21 protein-coding genes are annotated in these 16,968 nt (G+C 32.5%); 12 read left to right on the plus strand and 9 right to left on the minus strand.

Annotation, left to right across the window (positions count from 1 at the left end; translation table 11 throughout):
- Positions 1–9: 9 nt before the first annotated feature.
- From DMZ43_RS09240 to DMZ43_RS09270, 7 genes are all read left to right on the plus strand, one after another.
- On the plus strand, positions 10–1,167 hold the full coding sequence (locus DMZ43_RS09240) for a hypothetical protein (protein WP_129760490.1): 1,158 nt from the start codon (positions 10–12) through the stop codon (positions 1,165–1,167).
- Between the two features lie 134 nt (positions 1,168–1,301).
- Complete coding sequence (locus DMZ43_RS09245) at positions 1,302–2,066, plus strand: ParA family protein (RefSeq protein ID WP_131507669.1); 765 nt, start codon at positions 1,302–1,304, stop codon at positions 2,064–2,066.
- Positions 2,066–2,965, plus strand: a complete 900-nt coding sequence (locus DMZ43_RS09250; RefSeq protein WP_131507671.1) for a ParB/RepB/Spo0J family partition protein — start codon at positions 2,066–2,068, stop codon at positions 2,963–2,965. Before DMZ43_RS09245 ends, DMZ43_RS09250 begins: the two co-directional genes overlap by 1 nt.
- A complete protein-coding gene (locus tag DMZ43_RS09255; RefSeq protein WP_131507673.1) occupies positions 2,955–3,572 on the plus strand; it encodes a DUF5683 domain-containing protein in 618 nt (205 codons plus the stop codon). Before DMZ43_RS09250 ends, DMZ43_RS09255 begins: the two co-directional genes overlap by 11 nt.
- Before the next feature lie 29 nt (positions 3,573–3,601).
- Positions 3,602–4,300 carry a 4-hydroxy-tetrahydrodipicolinate reductase gene (gene dapB, locus DMZ43_RS09260; RefSeq protein WP_131507675.1) on the plus strand — a complete coding sequence of 233 codons (699 nt, stop codon included), beginning with the start codon at positions 3,602–3,604 and terminating at the stop codon, positions 4,298–4,300.
- Between the two features lie 57 nt (positions 4,301–4,357).
- Complete coding sequence (gene lepB, locus DMZ43_RS09265) at positions 4,358–5,893, plus strand: signal peptidase I (protein ID WP_131507677.1); 1,536 nt, start codon at positions 4,358–4,360, stop codon at positions 5,891–5,893.
- Between the two features lie 15 nt (positions 5,894–5,908).
- Positions 5,909–6,532 (plus strand): WbqC family protein, encoded by a 624-nt coding sequence (locus DMZ43_RS09270; RefSeq protein ID WP_131507679.1) that lies wholly within the window; start codon positions 5,909–5,911, stop codon positions 6,530–6,532.
- Position 6,533: 1 nt separating this feature from the next.
- Here the strand turns inward: DMZ43_RS09270 and DMZ43_RS09275 are convergent, their stop codons facing one another.
- From DMZ43_RS09275 to DMZ43_RS09310, 8 genes are all read right to left on the minus strand, one after another.
- Positions 6,534–7,556 (minus strand): endonuclease/exonuclease/phosphatase family protein, encoded by a 1,023-nt coding sequence (locus tag DMZ43_RS09275; protein WP_131507681.1) that lies wholly within the window; start codon positions 7,554–7,556, stop codon positions 6,534–6,536.
- A gap of 6 nt (positions 7,557–7,562) precedes the next feature.
- The gene (locus DMZ43_RS09280) at positions 7,563–8,432 is read right to left on the minus strand and encodes a rhomboid family intramembrane serine protease (protein ID WP_131507683.1); all 870 of its coding nucleotides are present in this window, start codon (positions 8,430–8,432) and stop codon (positions 7,563–7,565) included.
- Entirely contained in the window at positions 8,433–9,185 is a 753-nt protein-coding gene (locus DMZ43_RS09285) for a rhomboid family intramembrane serine protease (RefSeq protein ID WP_131507685.1), read from the minus strand. It lies immediately after the preceding gene.
- Positions 9,186–9,188: 3 nt separating this feature from the next.
- A complete protein-coding gene (gene mutL, locus DMZ43_RS09290; RefSeq protein WP_131507687.1) occupies positions 9,189–11,051 on the minus strand; it encodes a DNA mismatch repair endonuclease MutL in 1,863 nt (620 codons plus the stop codon).
- Positions 11,051–11,332 (minus strand): riboflavin synthase subunit beta, encoded by a 282-nt coding sequence (locus tag DMZ43_RS09295; RefSeq protein WP_129760470.1) that lies wholly within the window; start codon positions 11,330–11,332, stop codon positions 11,051–11,053. The genes mutL and DMZ43_RS09295 overlap by 1 nt, the downstream gene beginning before the upstream one ends.
- 14 nt (positions 11,333–11,346) lie before the next feature.
- Complete coding sequence (locus tag DMZ43_RS09300) at positions 11,347–11,565, minus strand: hypothetical protein (RefSeq protein ID WP_129760468.1); 219 nt, start codon at positions 11,563–11,565, stop codon at positions 11,347–11,349.
- A gap of 107 nt (positions 11,566–11,672) precedes the next feature.
- Entirely contained in the window at positions 11,673–12,152 is a 480-nt protein-coding gene (gene ribH / locus DMZ43_RS09305) for a 6,7-dimethyl-8-ribityllumazine synthase (protein ID WP_131507689.1), read from the minus strand.
- Positions 12,153–12,157: 5 nt separating this feature from the next.
- The gene (locus DMZ43_RS09310; RefSeq protein ID WP_129760464.1) at positions 12,158–12,922 is read right to left on the minus strand and encodes a tetratricopeptide repeat protein; all 765 of its coding nucleotides are present in this window, start codon (positions 12,920–12,922) and stop codon (positions 12,158–12,160) included.
- A 134-nt stretch (positions 12,923–13,056) separates the two neighbouring features.
- Between DMZ43_RS09310 and DMZ43_RS09315 the strand changes: the two genes are divergently transcribed.
- From DMZ43_RS09315 to DMZ43_RS09325, 3 genes are read left to right on the plus strand one after another with little or no spacing between them, the layout of a single operon-like run.
- Positions 13,057–14,136 carry a DNA replication/repair protein RecF gene (locus DMZ43_RS09315; protein WP_131507691.1) on the plus strand — a complete coding sequence of 360 codons (1,080 nt, stop codon included), beginning with the start codon at positions 13,057–13,059 and terminating at the stop codon, positions 14,134–14,136.
- Complete coding sequence (locus DMZ43_RS09320; RefSeq protein ID WP_131507693.1) at positions 14,133–14,555, plus strand: hypothetical protein; 423 nt, start codon at positions 14,133–14,135, stop codon at positions 14,553–14,555. Before DMZ43_RS09315 ends, DMZ43_RS09320 begins: the two co-directional genes overlap by 4 nt.
- Positions 14,555–14,851, plus strand: coding sequence for a DUF721 domain-containing protein (locus DMZ43_RS09325; RefSeq protein ID WP_129760459.1), 297 nt, complete (start codon positions 14,555–14,557; stop codon positions 14,849–14,851). The genes DMZ43_RS09320 and DMZ43_RS09325 overlap by 1 nt, the downstream gene beginning before the upstream one ends.
- A gap of 49 nt (positions 14,852–14,900) precedes the next feature.
- Here the strand turns inward: DMZ43_RS09325 and DMZ43_RS09330 are convergent, their stop codons facing one another.
- Positions 14,901–15,320 carry a nucleoside-diphosphate kinase gene (locus DMZ43_RS09330; protein ID WP_129760457.1) on the minus strand — a complete coding sequence of 140 codons (420 nt, stop codon included), beginning with the start codon at positions 15,318–15,320 and terminating at the stop codon, positions 14,901–14,903.
- A gap of 88 nt (positions 15,321–15,408) precedes the next feature.
- Between DMZ43_RS09330 and DMZ43_RS09335 the strand changes: the two genes are divergently transcribed.
- Together DMZ43_RS09335 and gldI are read left to right on the plus strand one after the other, a co-directional pair.
- Positions 15,409–16,428 (plus strand): bifunctional oligoribonuclease/PAP phosphatase NrnA, encoded by a 1,020-nt coding sequence (locus tag DMZ43_RS09335; RefSeq protein WP_131507695.1) that lies wholly within the window; start codon positions 15,409–15,411, stop codon positions 16,426–16,428.
- A complete protein-coding gene (gene gldI / locus DMZ43_RS09340) occupies positions 16,421–16,966 on the plus strand; it encodes a gliding motility-associated peptidyl-prolyl isomerase GldI (RefSeq protein WP_131507697.1) in 546 nt (181 codons plus the stop codon). Before DMZ43_RS09335 ends, gldI begins: the two co-directional genes overlap by 8 nt.
- Positions 16,967–16,968 lie beyond the last annotated feature (2 nt).

Here is a 16,968-nt window from a genome sequence, read left to right on the forward strand (position 1 = left end):
AATCAATTAATGAAAAACACTTTTTTATTTGCATTCCTATTATTTACGTTAATTAGTAATGCTCAAAATGAATTTAAAGATGGTAGTTATACCTCAAAAAATCAAGAAGAATTTAGCGGTTTAATCAAAATAATCTCTGAAAGAGAAATTATTTTTAAACACAGTATTGATAGCAATGAAAAAATATTAAATGCTCAAGCTATACAAACTTTTAGTTTTAAAAAACCCTATAAAAAATATATAAGCCTTTCCGAAAACAATCAACCTGCTAAATTTTTTGAATATGTTATAGAAAGTGATGTTTCCCTTTTAATCCTAGATGACACCTATTATCTCAAAAACGAAACAGAGGGATTGAACAAGCTCGAAGTAAAAAAAATTGAAACATCGACAGATCAAGGTAAATACGAAAGCACTATTAACACTTACATAGGTGTACTGAATAATTATAGTAAGAACTGTAAAGAACTTCAATCCAAAGTTAATGCTGTAAAATATAACCGTAAAAGTTTATCTAAATTTGTTAGCGAACTAAATGCCTGTACAAATAACGATATTAATGACTTTTCTATAGATGAAGAAGTAGTGAATCTCTTTGAAGCTGGAGTTACAGTTGGAGGAAATTATGCTAATTTTGAAGACACAACTACAGGAGGTTATAAAACTGAAAGTCCTAGTATGGGCTTAGGTATTGGAGGATTTGTTAGTTTTTCACCTAACATAAATAAATACAACTTATCCTTTCTTTTTGGAATTGAATACAACCAAAAGAAAGTTGATTATAGCTACAGAGAACCTAACTTTGTAAGTGATAGAAATATTGTACATGATGCAAGTGTAATTGAGCCTTATTTATTAGCTCTTTATCAACCTTTTTATAACAAAAAAGGGCTTTTTAGTCCCTATATTGGTTTAGGTACATCTTATGGTTTTACCCTATCTCATGAAATTCAAGAAAGAGATAATCTTTCTGAGGTAATTTATGAAAGAGATGTTAATCAAACTTTTTCACTTCTCTACAAATTTGGAACATTTATAAACGTAAGCAAAAATAAGTTCATGTTTGAACTAGCTTTCTCTGATTACAGCTACCAAGTTCCAGGTGAAGCAGAGGATTATGGGACAAACTTTCAACTTAAAATAGGTTATGTATTTAATTTAAAATAATTAAATAAACTCAATACTTAAAGCCACTTTAAAAAATTAAAGTGGTTTTTTTATTTATAAAACTGTTAACAACTTCCATTTTATAAACTCGTAAATAATTGTATTTTTACGGGACAAAAAACCAAATCATATTAATGGGTAAAATCATTGCAATTGCCAATCAAAAGGGAGGAGTAGGTAAAACAACTACTTCTGTTAACTTAGCCGCATCTTTAGGTGTTTTAGAAAAAAAAGTGTTGCTCATTGATGCTGACCCTCAAGCCAATGCTACTTCAGGTCTTGGTATTGATGTTGAAACTATTGAAATAGGAACCTATCAATTATTAGAGCATACTACTTCAGCTGAAGAATGTATAATGTCTACCGATTCACCAAATGTAGATATTATTCCAGCTCATATTGACCTAGTGGCTATTGAAATTGAACTAGTAGATAAAGATGAACGTGAGTACATGCTTAAAAAAGCGGTTTCTCACCTAAAATCATCTTACGATTATATTTTAATTGACTGTGCACCATCGTTAGGCTTATTAACATTAAACGCTTTAACGGCTTCAGACTCTGTGATTATTCCAATTCAATGTGAATATTTTGCTTTGGAAGGTTTAGGCAAACTACTAAACACCGTAAAAAGTGTTCAAAAAATCCATAATCAAAACTTGGATATTGAAGGTATGCTTTTAACCATGTATGACCAACGTTTACGACTTTCAAATCAAGTTGTAGAAGAAGTTCAAAAGCATTTTAGTGATATGGTTTTTGAAACCATTATTCAGCGTAATGTAAGATTAGGTGAAGCTCCTAGCTATGGTGAAAGCATTATTAACTACGATGTAAGTAGTAAAGGTGCTACAAATTACTTAAGTTTGGCAAAGGAAATTATTAAAAAGAATGGCTAATGGCGAAGGCAACAAAAAAACAAGCATTAGGTAGAGGACTTTCAGCACTGCTTAAAGACCCTTCTAATGATATCAATTCAGTTCAGGACAAAAATGCAGATAAGGTAATTGGTAATATTGTTGATTTAGATATTGAAGCTATTGAGATTAACCCTTTTCAGCCTCGTACAAACTTTAACGAAGAAGCCTTACGTGAACTAGCATCCTCAATTAAAGAGCTTGGAGTTATTCAACCTATAACAGTAAGAAAACTAGAATTCAACAAATACCAACTGGTATCTGGAGAACGTAGGTTTAGAGCTTCAAAATTAATAGGTCTTGAAACTATTCCTGCTTATATTAGAATAGCCAATGACCAAGAGTCGCTAGAAATGGCTCTTGTTGAAAACATTCAACGTCAAGATTTAGACCCAATAGAAATTGCGCTATCTTACCAACGTTTAATTGACGAAATCAATTTAACGCAAGAACAAATGAGTGATCGTGTTGGTAAAAAGCGTTCTACTATTGCCAACTATTTACGTTTACTCAAACTAGATCCAATCATCCAAACAGGAATGCGAGATGGATTTATATCAATGGGTCATGGTAGAGCAATTATTAACATTGAAGATCAAAATACTCAGTTAGCTATTTATGAAAAAATAATTACTAATAAACTTTCGGTACGAGAAACTGAAAAACTGGTAAAAAACTATCATTCTAGCAATACTGTAACTGTCCCAGAAAAGCAAGAACTTCCAAAATATATTAAAAAAGGCATAAAAGAGTTTTCAGAATACTTTGGCCATAAAATAAACGTTAAGGTATCAAAGAATGGTAAAGGTAGTATTACGATTCCTTTCCATTCTGAAGAAGATTTTAATCGTATACAAAAACTTGTTAAAAGTGCCAAATAAGACATTTTATAGTATTCTATTTTTACTTTTTATAGGTTCTACTTGCTTTTCACAAACAGAAAGCGACAGCACCAAAGTAGATACTGACCTTATGGTAGTGAACGACACCATAACTCGTGAGCCTATAAACATTCTTGCGCCTTCAAAAGCTGCATTTTATTCTGCAGTGTTACCTGGTTTAGGTCAAGCTTACAATAAAAAATATTGGAAAATCCCTATTGTTGTTGGTGCTATTACAACCGGAATTTTAATTTACGACCACAACAATAGAGAGTATCATCGTTATAGAGATGCATACAAAAGCCGATTAGCAGGCTACTCAAACGATGAATTTTGGGGAACCCAAGCCGATGGCACAACTCCTCTAGCCTCTCCAAGAGTTTCTAACGATGGACTTATTAGAGCACAAGAATCGCTAAGACGAAATAAAGAAATTTCATTATTAGTAACCATTGGTATTTATGCTTTAAATATTATTGATGCTAATGTTGACGCGCACCTACTCCAATACAACGTCGACGAAAATTTAGCTCTAAAGCCTCATTTTAAATATAATGAGCTTGAAAACACTTCTGATTTGGGTGTGACAGTAAATTTCAAGTTTTAGCTTAGCAATACACAAACGATACTTAAATTATGAAGATAGCTTTATTAGGATATGGAAAAATGGGAAAAACCATTGAAAGAATTGCTGAAGAAAGAGGCCATACCATTGTTATAAAAGCTAAATTAGACACAGCATACACCATTACTGATGCCGATGTTGCAATAGATTTTAGTATTCCTGAAGCTGCTTACAATAATATTTCAAACTGCTTACTCAATAATGTTCCAGTTATATCTGGGACAACAGGTTGGTTAAAAGATTATGACAAAGCAGTTAATTTATGCAAAGCGCAAAATGGTGCTTTTATTTATGCCTCAAATTTTAGCTTAGGTGTAAATATCTTTTTTGAAGTTAATAAAGTATTGGCAAAACTTATGAATGGGCAACCTCAATACAATGTTGCGATGGAAGAAATTCATCATACTCAAAAACTCGATGCACCAAGTGGAACTGCCATTACACTAGCTGAAGACATTATTAAAAATTCCAATTACGACAATTGGACATTAGATAACCCAAATCCAAAAGACATAAAAATAGACGCAAAACGTATTGAAAACGTCCCTGGAACACATGAAATCACTTATCAATCCAATGTAGATACTATTCAAATAAAGCATACTGCCCACAATAGAGATGGGTTTGCTTTAGGTGCTGTTGTTGCAGCCGAATGGATTATTGGGAAAAAAGGTGTATTTTCAATGAACGATGTGTTAAACATTGGTTAATTGCACTAAGGTTTGTAACGTTTTTAAATACTTTTCAACTCATAAAAAAAACATAAAATGACGAGTACACAGTGGTTAATTTTTTTATTTGCTATTCAAATAATACATGGTCTAGGCACATGGAAACTATACATTAAAGCAGGAAGAAAAGCTTGGGAAGCCTTTGTACCATTTTACAATGCTGTAGTATTAATGAAAATCATTAATCGTCCTTGGTGGTGGACCATTTTACTTTTTGTACCTATTGTTAATCTTATAATGCTTCCTGTAGTTTGGGTTGAAACAGCAAGAAGTTATGGTAAAAACTCAGCAACCGATACGTTATTAGCTGTTGTTTTACTTGGGTTTTATAATTTCTACCTCAATTATGTAGCAGATGTAAACTATATTGAAAACAGAGATTTACTCCCTAAAACCGGCTTAGGTGATTGGGTAAACTCAATTTTATTTGCCATAGTTGCGGCAACTATTGTTCACACCTATTTTATCCAACCTTTTACAATTCCAACATCATCTTTAGAAAAAACACTTTTAGTAGGTGATTTTCTCTTTGTAAGTAAAGTGCATTATGGTGCTCGTGCACCTATGACTACCTTAGCTACACCAATGGTACACGATACAATACCTGTAGCAAAAGTAAAGTCGTACATTCCAAAATTTGAATTACCATACTTTAGACTTCCTGGTTTTCAAAAAATAAAGAGAAATGATATAGTGGTTTTCAACTGGCCTGTGGACACTATGAAAAATATGCGTCATACAGACAAATTCTACTATAAGCCAATTGATAAAAGAACAAACTATGTAAAACGCTGTGTTGGTATTCCTGGTGATTCGTTGTCTTTAAAAGATGGATATGTATATATAAATGGTAAGCCAAATGATTTACCAGATAGAGCTAAACTTCAGTTTTCATATGAAATTACCTTTAAGCGTAATCTACATCCAAATGATATTATTGCTTTATTAAATAGATATGATATTACTGATAGTCCAGGATATGGCAGAACACAAGGTTCATATTTAATTCCTGCAGCAACTGACGAAGCTGTAGCACGTTTAAAGAATCATCCTGAAGTTGCTAGTGTTGTACCATTAAAAAATGAAGATGGTGTTAGAGATGCTGGTATTTTCCCTAGTAATGTGAATTACAACTGGAATAATGATTATTTCGGGTCGTTATATATTCCTGAAAAAGGAAAAACAATAGAGTTAACTTTAGAAAATTTACCGCTTTACAAACGCATTATCACTGCTTATGAAGGTCATAAACTTTCAGTAAACGGAAATCAAATTATAATTGACGACCAACCAACAACATCCTACACGTTTGCTCAAGATTACTATTGGATGATGGGAGACAATCGTCATAACTCACAAGACTCAAGAGTTTGGGGATTTGTTCCGTTTGACCACGTAGTTGGAAAACCAGTTTTTATCTGGATGAGTTGGGAGAATGGAAAACCACGTTGGGAGCGTTTCTTTACAACTGTTGGTGGTAGTGGAAAACCAACGTCATACCTTATCCCATTTTTGGTATTACTTTTAGGTTGGTTTGGGTTTAATAAATGGCGTAAACGTAAAAAGGCATAATACATTATTTTATAAATGGATACCCTTATTCATCCTACATATTTCCCTAGTATAGCTCACTTTGTTGCTATTGCTAAAGCTGATAATTTAACGTTTGAGGTTTGTGATAATTACCAAAAACAAACCTACAGAAATCGTGCATACATTTATGCTGCTAATGGAAAGCTGCTTTTAAACATTCCTATAAAGCATACACAAAAAAACCGTCAACTTTATAAGGATGTAAAAATTGCTAACGATAGTAGATGGCAGGATTTACATTGGAAATCTTTAGAATCGGCTTACAGAACGTCTCCTTTTTTTGAGTTTTATGAAGACGAATTTCAACCCTTGTTTACTGGTAATGAAACATTTCTTTTAGACTTTAATTTGAAATGTTTAGAAGTTGTTTTTGATTGCCTTCAATTACCTTTTGAGTTTTCTACTACTGAGTATTTTGAAATAGAACCAAACCACAAAACCGATTATAGGTTTTTAGCAAACAGTAGAAAAGAACAACCTCATAATTTTGACTCCTACACACAAGTCTTTGATGACAAACATGGGTTCATTCCTAATTTGAGCATATTGGATTTATTATTTAATGAAGGAACAAATGCTATGAGTTATTTAGAGTCTCAACAGCTTCAAACACCATAAACTACTTCGCTAATTTTAATTTAGCAAGTATAGGATAATGGTCAGATAATTCAACATCAAAGGTTTTAAAACCGTTTACTTCAAAAGCATCATCAGCTAAAATAAAGTCAATTCTCACAGGAAAAAACTTAAAGTTAAACGTACGTCCAAAGCCATTACCTCCTTCAACAAAAGCATCTTGTAAATCGCCTTTTATCTCTTTATACACGTAGGAATAGGCTGTATTATTGAAGTCTCCACAAATAACCATTTTATACTTACATTTTGCTTTATGCTGTAAAAACAAATCGGTTTGACTCTCCTGCATTTTAAACGTTTTACTTACACGCTTAAATAAGTTTTCAGAAGACTCATTTGCTAATTTTTCAACCGTTGGATCAATACCAAGCGATTGTAGGTGCACATTATAAATTCTTATCGTGTCCTTAGCCTTAACTATATCGACAAAAATGGCATTATTACTAGTATTTGGAAACTCAATAGAACCCGAGTTTACTATAGGGAATTTAGAAAATATTGCTTGACCATTTTTCACCTTTTTACCTGAAAGCTCTTCGTACTTATAGTATCCTTTTAAGTTAATAGCTTCATCAGGCCTGTATTCTTGCATGCTTAACACATCAGGCTGTTTTTCAGAAATAAAATCGACTATTTGAGTTTTAACGGTTTCATCAGGAATCCATTCAAATACATTAAACAACCTCACATTATAATTCATTACTGAAATATTATTTGGATCTTCAATATTCTTGGATGATGAAAATTTATACAATGAAAACAGATAGTTATACCCAATAAACAATATAATAAGTGATAGTAAAAGCTGCTTTTTCACTTTTAAAAGCCAATACACAAAAAATAGAATATTGAGTAGTATTAAGAAAGGAACTGCAAGACTTAAAACTGATAATAAAGCGAAGTTTTTAGGCGACACATAAGGTAAAATATAAGACAGCAGCAACATTGTCGCTACAATGGAATTAACGAAGAACACCAATTTATCTACCAATTTTAGTCGCTTCATAGACTTTTAATCCTTACCTGATTTAAATAAAAACGCTTTTTCTTCTTTAGTTAAACTTTCATAACCGCTTTTACTGATTTTATCTAGAATGAGGTCAATTCGTTTTTGTTTAGTAAACTCATTAAAGTCGTCTTTATTATGGCCTGCAAACGGTTTTTTCTTGCTCTTATGAACTGTTTTTAAAGGCGACTTTCGTTTAAACATACTAGCTATACTATCCATTATACGCTCAAAGCCTTTACCTATATCATTTCCTTTAGTTAATTGTTGTGCATATAAATATCCTAACAAACTTCCTCCTAAATGCGCTACATAACCGCCTTGGTTTATGGTAAACAATCCAAGAATATCAATAACCACCATTGCTACACCTATATACCAAAGTTTAATGTTTATGGTTACCAATCGTGCTTCTTTATTAGGCATATAAGCGCTTAAAAAAATAATTAAAGCCCTTACTCCTGCTGATGCTCCTACCAATGGCAACGTATAGTTAACCAAGCTTCCAGAAAAAAGTGTATGAATCAATACAAATGCAAGTCCGCCAAATAAAATTCCTAAAAAGTAAATATTCAAAGATAGTTTAACACTAAAAAGGTTAACCAGCATGTTAGAAATAAAATACAAGATAAGCATATTTAGAGCAATATGCCAAAAGCCGTAATGCACAAAACCATAGGTAAAAATAGACCAAGGTTGGTATATAAAATCGTTAAGACTCACAGGTAATTCAAACCAATGCAATACATTGGTAGTGTTTTTAACCTTAGTAAGTATAAACCCAATTATATATATAACAACATTAACACCTATAATCTTTTCAAAGGCATTAAGACGTTTTAGTTTGTCTTGTATGTCTTGTGTAAGCGTTGTCATTTAATCCCATCTATTTTTATTAAACTGATTCTTTTTCCAATACCACATAATTATAAAGCCTGTTAATGCGCCTCCAACGTGAGCAAAATGTGCAACACTAACTCCAAACATAGAATTCCCTCCTGTGAGACCTGAAATCACTTCGTAACCTAACAATAATGGAATAAAATACTTTGCTTTAATAGGAATCGGCAAAAAAATCAACATCAACTCAGCATTTGGAAAAGACATCCCAAACGCAACCAAAAGTCCCATTAAGGCTCCAGAAGCTCCTAAACTATTAGAATAAAATATTTTTTGCAAAGAGTTCCAATTACTTTCTCCTATAGTTTTTACCCAATCAGGGTTGTACTTTTCTTGATTTAAAATTGAAACTAAAGTTTCTTTATCTAATCCATCAGCAAGTAATGGACTTATTATAGAATTAAATTGTACATAGTCAATCAATAATGGAATAAGCACTGCTCCTAATCCACATGAAAAGTAAAAAAACAAAAACTTATTTCTTCCCCACATCTGCTCCAAAGGACTCCCAAACATCCATATACCCAACATATTGAAAAGAATATGTAAATAAAATGTAGGATGATGCATAAACATATGCGTAAAAATTTGCCAAACTTGAAAGTTGTCGTTTTCAGGAAACCACATAGATAAAAGAGCAAAGGCTTTATCTCCAACAACTTGACATCCTATAAAAACCAGGACATTTATAATAATAAGGTGCTTAACCGTTTCTGTAATTCTCATCATAGCTTACATAAATTTTTTGTCGATGTCATCAACACTCATGGTTATAAAAGTCGTTTTATTTGTTGGCGAAACTGTAGGTTCCTTACAAGCAAATAGTGAATTTACCAAATGCTCTTGTTCTTGTTTATTAAGCGATTGACCTGTTTTTATAGCTAAACTTTTTGCCATAGATTTTGCTAATAAATCTGTAGCACTAAAATTACTGTCTGGTACTTCTTGCTCAACATCACTTATCAGTTGTTCTAAAATTATAGACACTTCACTCTCAGGGACACCTAAAGGAACTCCAGTGATTTCTATAGTATGATCTTTAACGCTAGAAAATGCAAAACCTGTACTTTCTAAGTCTTCTTTTAACTGAATAAGTATTGGCAATTCTGTTGAGGAAAAATGCAACTGCAACGGAAATAACAACTGCTGACTAACAGCTTCTTTCACAGTCATATTTTTTAATAAATTTTCGTACAACACACGTTGATGCGCTCTATGCTGATCAATCATCAACATACCAGATTTTATAGTACTCACAATATATTTGTTGTGAAGCTGATAAGTAGCTTGTGTAGTTTCGGTTTGCGAATCATCAAACAAGGTTTCATTTTTTGAATCGCTTTCAAACTCTACTTCACTAAAATTATGGTCTTGCTGTGTACTTTTTGATTCTAATCCTACATACAAACTATCCCAACTAGATGTATTTTGTTTCTTAAAGGTAACTGCAGGTTTACTGCTTCCACCTCCATGAGATACTTTTTCCTTAAAAGGATTGAAATCTCTATCAACTTCTATTGTTGGTGGTGTAGCAACACTCTTATCTTTATAATCGTAAGGCGTGTTTAGGTTAGGATCACTATCAAAATCTAAAACTGGTGCAATGTTAAATTGCCCTAAGCTATGTTTTACTGCTGACCTTAAAATAGCATACAAAGTATGTTCATCATCAAACTTAATTTCTGTTTTTGTTGGATGAATATTGATATCAATAGTTTTTGGGTCTACAGTAAGATTTAAAAAATAGCTTGGATGCGCTCCATCTTTTATCAAACCTTCAAATGCTGAATTGATAGCATGATTAAGGTAAGGACTTTTGATAAAACGATTATTTACAAAAAAGAACTGTTCGTTCTTTGTCTTTTTAGCAAACTCAGGTTTTCCTACAAACCCTGAAATTTTTAGAACTTCGGTAATTTCTTCAACAGGAACTAACTTTTCGTTGGTTTTACCTCCAAAAATATTAACTACACGCTGTCTGTAATTACTACTTGGTAGATTAAAAATTTCGCTACCATTATGGTACATTGCAAACACAATACTTGGATGCGCTAATGCTACACGATGAAATTCATCGATAATATGTCGTAACTCTACTGCATTAGATTTTAAAAAATTGCGTCGAGCAGGAATATTAAAAAATAAATGTTTTACAGCTAAAGACGTTCCTTTAGGTGTTACCACAACATTTTGAGCTTTAAGGTCGCTACCTTCAATCTCAATTTGTGTTCCTAGTTCGTCTTGCTCTTGTTTGGTTTTAAGTTCAACATGAGCAATAGCAGCAATACTAGCTAATGCTTCGCCTCTAAACCCTTTTGTATGTAAATTGAATAAATCTTCAGCAGCGCGTATTTTGGATGTTGCATGACGCTCAAAGCTTAAACGTGCATCAGTAACACTCATGCCTTTACCATTATCAATAACCTGAATAAGTGTTTTACCTGAATCTTTTATAATGAGTTTTATTTCAGTAGACTCAGCATCTATTGCATTTTCGAGAAGCTCCTTAACCACTGAAGCAGGTCTTTGCACGACTTCGCCTGCTGCAATTTGGTTAGCAACATGGTCTGGTAATAGTTGAATAATGTCTGCCATTAGCGTTTTGAAAAGAATATTGACAGGTCAAAATCAATAAAAATCAAAAAAACCAAAATCAATACACCTATAATAATCAATACACGTCTGTTGGCTCCAGCCGTATCTTCATTATGCTTATAATCGTCAATGGCATTAACAAACTTGGTTTTTAATCCTTTATTGCTTCCTACAGTTTGCCTGTGTTCGTCAAATTTATGCTTAATTTCATAAGGACTTCCCTCACCTTTATAGTATCTAGGAGTGTATTCAAACTTTTTATTTCTTCGTAATTTAAACATGATGTAACGCTTTATTATTCGTAACGACTTAATATGTAAAGTATTACTAATACACCAATCAAAAACAAGACCAAAAAGGGTAAAGTAGTAAAAATACTTTTCTTACGTTTGTTAGCAGCTCTTACCTCTTCCCATTGTGCTTCAACACTTTTCTTGGTAGTATCATCTTGGTCTCTAAGATGCTTAGGTGTATAACTGAAACGTTTATTTTTACGTTGCTTAAAAAACTCCACTATAAAGTATAATCGTTGTTACACTTCAAATGTACTTAAAAAGCTAGGAAAATAAGCCTTTCAACTGCTAAAAATTGTTAACAGTTTTAAAATGAAGAATAGTGTTTTTAAGCTTTTCGTCTAAGCTCAGCCATTTTTATTGCAGCAACAGCAGCTTCAACACCTTTGTTACCATGTTTACCTCCAGACCTATCAATTGCTTGTTGCATATTGTTGTCGGTTAACACACAAAATATAACTGGCGTTTCACGCATCACGTTAAGGTCTTTGATACCTTGAGAAACAGCTTCACAAACAAAATCAAAATGCTTTGTTTCGCCTTGTATAACGCTACCAATAGCAATAACAGCATTTACCATTTGCTCTTGCATTTTTTTGCTTCCATAAATTAGCTCGTAGCTACCAGGAACTTGCCAATGCACAATGTTTTCAGGTAAAGCACCATGTTCAATTAATGTATCGTAAGCACCTTTAAAAAGGCCATTAGTAATGGTGTCGTTCCATTCAGAAACAACAATCCCAAACCGAAAGTCTTTCGCGTTTGGGATTGTGTTTTTATCGTATTCGGATAAATTTGCAGTTGCCATATGTATTATAAACTTGCTTCTGCTTTTCCTATAAGTACATCTATATTAGAAGCTTCATTTGAAGCAGAAAATTCTTCTTTTATTCTTGTAAAATAGTTTAATGCTTTTTGGTTTTCACCTTGAGACAATGCTAATGTACCAGCTTTGTATAAATATAATGGTGTTGTAAACTCATTATTAGAAATTGCAATAGCTTGCTCGTAGTAATCCATAGCGTCTTTTGGCTGATTCAATTGCACAAAAGCATCACCAATTCCTCCTTTTGCAAGTGGTGCTAACATGATATCATCACTTGAAAAATTGTTTAAGTAAGAAATTGCTTCAGAATATTTATTTAGGTTTAAGTAAGCCATACCTGCATAATAGTTGGCTAAATTACCTGCAGGAGTACCACTGTATTTATCAGCAATATCAACCATACCATATTTACCTTCACCTCCATTTAAAGCTAACGTATATAAAGAATCTTTTTCAACACCATTAACCGCTTGGTCAAAATATTGTTGTGCTTTATACATTTCATTCATAGCTTCTCCAGCTTTTGGTTCAGCAACAAATTTATTGTAACCTAAGTATCCAAGTATAACTGCAACAGCTACACCAACAATAATATAAATATAGTTTTGATTTTTAACAGCCCATTCTTCAGTCTTAGAAGCTGTTTCATCTAAAGTGTTAAAAACTTCAGCTGTTGTTGAGTGTTCTTCAATAGCTTCAACTTTTTCTTCTTTAGTCTTTGGTTTATATCCTCTTTTCTTATAAGTTGCCATATATTCTCTATTTATGCGCCGCAAAAATAAAATTTTTATTGGTAAATAAAAGGTAAATTATTTGTTATTTTTCAATAATTTGCACATCCTTTTCCATAATTGTTAACCAAAAACATCAATATATTGTTTGTTTTATGATTTTAAATTCCCTTTCCCTACTTAATTACAAGAATTTTGAAAGCCAATCCTTTGCTTTTGACACTAAGATAAACTGCTTTGTAGGCTCAAACGGAGTTGGGAAGACTAATGTTTTAGATGCTATTTATCATTTAGCTTTTGGAAAAAGTTATTTTAATCCTGTAGCTACACAAAACATAAAACACGATGCTGACTTTTTTGTTGTTGATGGTGTGTTTGACAAAGATGATAAAACCGAAAAGATTATCGTGTCGCTAAAACGTGGTCAAAAAAAGATGATTAAGCGCAATGGAAAAATGTACGATAAATTTAGCGACCATATTGGGTTTATTCCTTTGGTAATTATTTCGCCAGCTGATAGAGACCTTATTATTGAAGGTAGTGATACACGTCGAAAATTTATAGACAACGTTATTTCACAAAGCAACAAACAGTATTTAAGTGATTTAATTAACTATAACAAAGTACTCTCACAACGTAATGCTCTATTGAAATATTTTGCACTCAACAATACATTTAACGCGCAAACACTAGAGGTTTATAACGACCAGTTAAATACTTACGGAACCGCTATTTTTAAAACTAGAGATGCTTTTTTAAAAGCCTTTATTCCTATTTTTAAATCGCGTTACAATGCTATTAGCAATAATAATGAAGTTGTAAACCTTAGTTATAAAAGCGATTTGTTTGAAGCACAATTAAGCGAACTCCTTAGCAAAAACCTCAATAAAGACAAAGCTTTACAATATACAAGTGTAGGCACTCATAAAGACGATCTTATTTTTGAAATTGAGCAATATCCTATCAAAAAATTTGGAAGCCAAGGACAGCAAAAATCGTTTTTAATTGCATTAAAACTGGCTCAGTTTGATTTCTTAAAACAAGAAAGTGGTGTTGCTCCTATTTTGCTTTTAGATGACATTTTTGATAAACTAGACGAACAACGCGTAGCACAAATAATTGGTCTTGTTGACGATGAGCATTTTGGTCAACTCTTTATAAGCGATACGCATGCTGAACGCACCGAAAATGTTGTGAAACAAATTCATCAATCGTATAAAATATTTGAGTTATGATAAGAGCCTTTTGCGTTAGCTTAGTGTTTATGGCATTTTTTAATTGCTCTAACAATCCTGAGACATTTGTAGAACATATTGAAGGTTATTGGGAAATTGATGAAGTAACTTTAAAAGATGGTTCAAAACGCGACTACAATTTTAACAGCACTATAGATTATATTGAAATTACTGACAGCTTAACAGGTTTTAGAAAAAAGTTGAAACCTAATTTCTCAGGAACTTTTGAAACGTCCAATGATGCTGAACAACTTAAGATTGTCTTAGAAAACGATAGTTTAAACCTCTATTACAAAACACCTTTTCACAGCTGGAAAGAAACGGTTTTAAACGCTACAAAAGATGAACTTTTAATTCTTAATGCCAATAAAGATATGTATCTTTATAAACGTTACGAACCTATAAATCTTGAAGAATAATGTCCAAACGCAACAACGAACACTCACCTATTAGTGACCTCCTAAAAGAGTTTGTAGACACTAACAACCTACAACAAGGTTTAGATAAGGTAAACGTACGTAATGCTTGGGAAAACATGATGGGAAATGGTGTAAACAACTACACTACCAATATTGTTTTAAAACAAGACACACTTTATGTACAATTAAGCAGTAGTGTTTTACGAGAAGAGTTAAGTTATGGCAAAGAAAAAATTATTGCTATGCTCAATGAAAGTTTAGGTAAAGACGTTATCAAAAAACTAGTCCTTCGATAAATAAAAAAAGCAGCTCAATGAGCTGCTTTTTTATATGAATTATATGTTATTAAAACATTTCTCTTCCTGAAAAATGGAAAGCACCTTCAATAGCTGCGTTCTCATCGCTATCACTTCCGTGTACAGCGTTTTCACCAATAGAAGCAGCATACATTTTACGTATTGTACCTTCAGCAGCCTCAGCAGGATTAGTAGCTCCAATTAAAGTTCTAAAATCTTCAACAGCATTATCTTTTTCTAAGATAGCTGCTACAATTGGTCCACGAGTCATATACTCAACCAACTCACCAAAAAATGGTCTTTCACTGTGAATAGCATAAAAAGCTTTTGCATCAGCAGTAGTCATGTGAGTTAATTTCATTGCTACAATTCTAAATCCTGAAGCAGTTATTTTTTCTAATATTGCGCCAATGTGTCCTTTTTCAACAGCATCTGGCTTAAGCATTGTAAATGTTCTATTTGTTGCCATTTGTTTATTTTAATTTGGTTGCAAAAGTAATGTATTTCTTAACAAAAACAATATAAAGCAATATTAAAAAATTGTATCTTCGCCAGATATGACAAATGAAGATTACAGCAGCATAAAACAACTTTTAAGTTCCAAAAAAAACATTGTAATTGTACCTCATAAAAATCCTGATGGAGATGCTATAGGTTCAAGCTTAGGTTTATACCATTACCTTAAAAAGTACAATCATGAGGTTACAGTAATTGCACCTAATGATTATCCTGATTTTTTAAAGTGGATGCCTAGTGAAACCTCAATTTTAAAATACGAACTACAACAGGAAGATTGTGACACAGTAATTAATCAAGCAGATATTATTTTCACTTTAGATTTTAATGCGTTGAATCGAATTGGAGATATGGAAACTCCTATCCAATCTGCTACAGGTATTAAGATAATGATTGACCACCATCAGCAACCTGATGATTATGCATTGTATATGTATTCTGATGTTAGCATGTCATCAACCTGTGAAATGGTGTATAATTTCATTTGTAACTTAGGTGATGAAGATAGTATAGACCAAGACATTTCAACCTGTTTATATACAGGAATTATGACTGATACTGGTTCGTTTAGGTTTCCTTCAACCACGAGTACAACCCACAAAGTCATTGCCAATTTAATTGAAAAAGGAGCAAATAACGCTCAAATACACAATAACATTTACGACACCAATACTTATAGCAGATTACAATTATTAGGTTGTGCACTCAGCAATCTAAAAGTATTGCCAGAGTATAGAACTGCTTATATAAGTTTATCGCAACAAGAACTTAACACATTCAACTTTAAAAAAGGTGACACCGAAGGTTTTGTTAATTACGGTCTCTCGCTCGAAGGCATTGTATTTGCTGTTATTTTTATAGAAAACGAGCAAGAAAACATTGTAAAAGTGTCGCTAAGAAGTAAAGGAGCATTTTCAGTAAACGAATTTTCAAGAGCACATTTTAATGGTGGTGGACACACAAATGCTGCTGGAGGAAAAAGTGATTTGGACTTAAAAGAAACTATTGAAAAATTTATTAGTATATTACCAAGCTATAAAGAGGTCCTAAATCATGAATAAAAGCATCATTATATTACTAATAAGTTTTATGGCTTTTAGCTGTAAATCACCTGAAGCTAGACTTCCTAAGACCGTTAAATCTGGTTCATTTATTAATGCTTCAGTAGAACGAAATATTAAACTAAATAAAAAAGAGCAACAGTTTATTGAAGGTATTATTAAAGATAATCCTGAAATAGATTACATAGCTTCTGAAAGTGGTTTTTGGTACTATTACAATACAAAAATTGAACAAGATACCATTACACCACAGTTTGGTGACATTGTAAATTTTGATTACGATGTTAAAGATTTGAATGGTTCACAAATCTATTCTGAAGAAGACATAGCACCTCAAGATTATGCTATGGACAAAGAAGAATTGTTTACAGGCCTTAGAGAAGGTTTAAAACTTATGAAACCAGGAGAAACAGTAACATTCTTATTTCCTTCACAAAAAGCCTATGGCTATTATGGCGACACCAATAAAATAGGTGTTAACACACCTTTAATGTGTAAGGTAACCGTAAATACAATAACAAAAAAACAAAACAATTAATT

Source organism: Meridianimaribacter sp. CL38, from assembly GCF_004328055.1.
GTDB lineage: Bacteria > Bacteroidota > Bacteroidia > Flavobacteriales > Flavobacteriaceae > Gaetbulibacter_B > Gaetbulibacter_B jejuensis.

Bases quoted from the DNA above. Each gene is read 5' to 3' on its own strand.
- DMZ43_RS09315 (WP_131507691.1), top strand. From the start codon at position 13,057: ATGATTTTAAATTCCCTTTCCCTACTTAATTACAAGAATTTTGAAAGC.
- DMZ43_RS09325 (WP_129760459.1), top strand. From the start codon at position 14,555: ATGTCCAAACGCAACAACGAACACTCACCTATTAGTGACCTCCTAAAA.
- DMZ43_RS09280 (WP_131507683.1), bottom strand. From the start codon at position 8,432: ATGACAACGCTTACACAAGACATACAAGACAAACTAAAACGTCTTAAT.
- DMZ43_RS09310 (WP_129760464.1), bottom strand. From the start codon at position 12,922: ATGGCAACTTATAAGAAAAGAGGATATAAACCAAAGACTAAAGAAGAA.
- mutL (WP_131507687.1), bottom strand. From the start codon at position 11,051: ATGGCAGACATTATTCAACTATTACCAGACCATGTTGCTAACCAAATT.
- DMZ43_RS09240 (WP_129760490.1), top strand. From the start codon at position 10: ATGAAAAACACTTTTTTATTTGCATTCCTATTATTTACGTTAATTAGT.
- DMZ43_RS09295 (WP_129760470.1), bottom strand. From the start codon at position 11,332: ATGTTTAAATTACGAAGAAATAAAAAGTTTGAATACACTCCTAGATAC.
- DMZ43_RS09320 (WP_131507693.1), top strand. From the start codon at position 14,133: ATGATAAGAGCCTTTTGCGTTAGCTTAGTGTTTATGGCATTTTTTAAT.
- DMZ43_RS09270 (WP_131507679.1), top strand. From the start codon at position 5,909: ATGGATACCCTTATTCATCCTACATATTTCCCTAGTATAGCTCACTTT.
- DMZ43_RS09330 (WP_129760457.1), bottom strand. From the start codon at position 15,320: ATGGCAACAAATAGAACATTTACAATGCTTAAGCCAGATGCTGTTGAA.
- lepB (WP_131507677.1), top strand. From the start codon at position 4,358: ATGACGAGTACACAGTGGTTAATTTTTTTATTTGCTATTCAAATAATA.
- DMZ43_RS09275 (WP_131507681.1), bottom strand. From the start codon at position 7,556: ATGAAGCGACTAAAATTGGTAGATAAATTGGTGTTCTTCGTTAATTCC.
- DMZ43_RS09250 (WP_131507671.1), top strand. From the start codon at position 2,066: ATGGCGAAGGCAACAAAAAAACAAGCATTAGGTAGAGGACTTTCAGCA.
- DMZ43_RS09245 (WP_131507669.1), top strand. From the start codon at position 1,302: ATGGGTAAAATCATTGCAATTGCCAATCAAAAGGGAGGAGTAGGTAAA.
- gldI (WP_131507697.1), top strand. From the start codon at position 16,421: ATGAATAAAAGCATCATTATATTACTAATAAGTTTTATGGCTTTTAGC.
- DMZ43_RS09335 (WP_131507695.1), top strand. From the start codon at position 15,409: ATGACAAATGAAGATTACAGCAGCATAAAACAACTTTTAAGTTCCAAA.
- DMZ43_RS09285 (WP_131507685.1), bottom strand. From the start codon at position 9,185: ATGATGAGAATTACAGAAACGGTTAAGCACCTTATTATTATAAATGTC.
- ribH (WP_131507689.1), bottom strand. From the start codon at position 12,152: ATGGCAACTGCAAATTTATCCGAATACGATAAAAACACAATCCCAAAC.
- dapB (WP_131507675.1), top strand. From the start codon at position 3,602: ATGAAGATAGCTTTATTAGGATATGGAAAAATGGGAAAAACCATTGAA.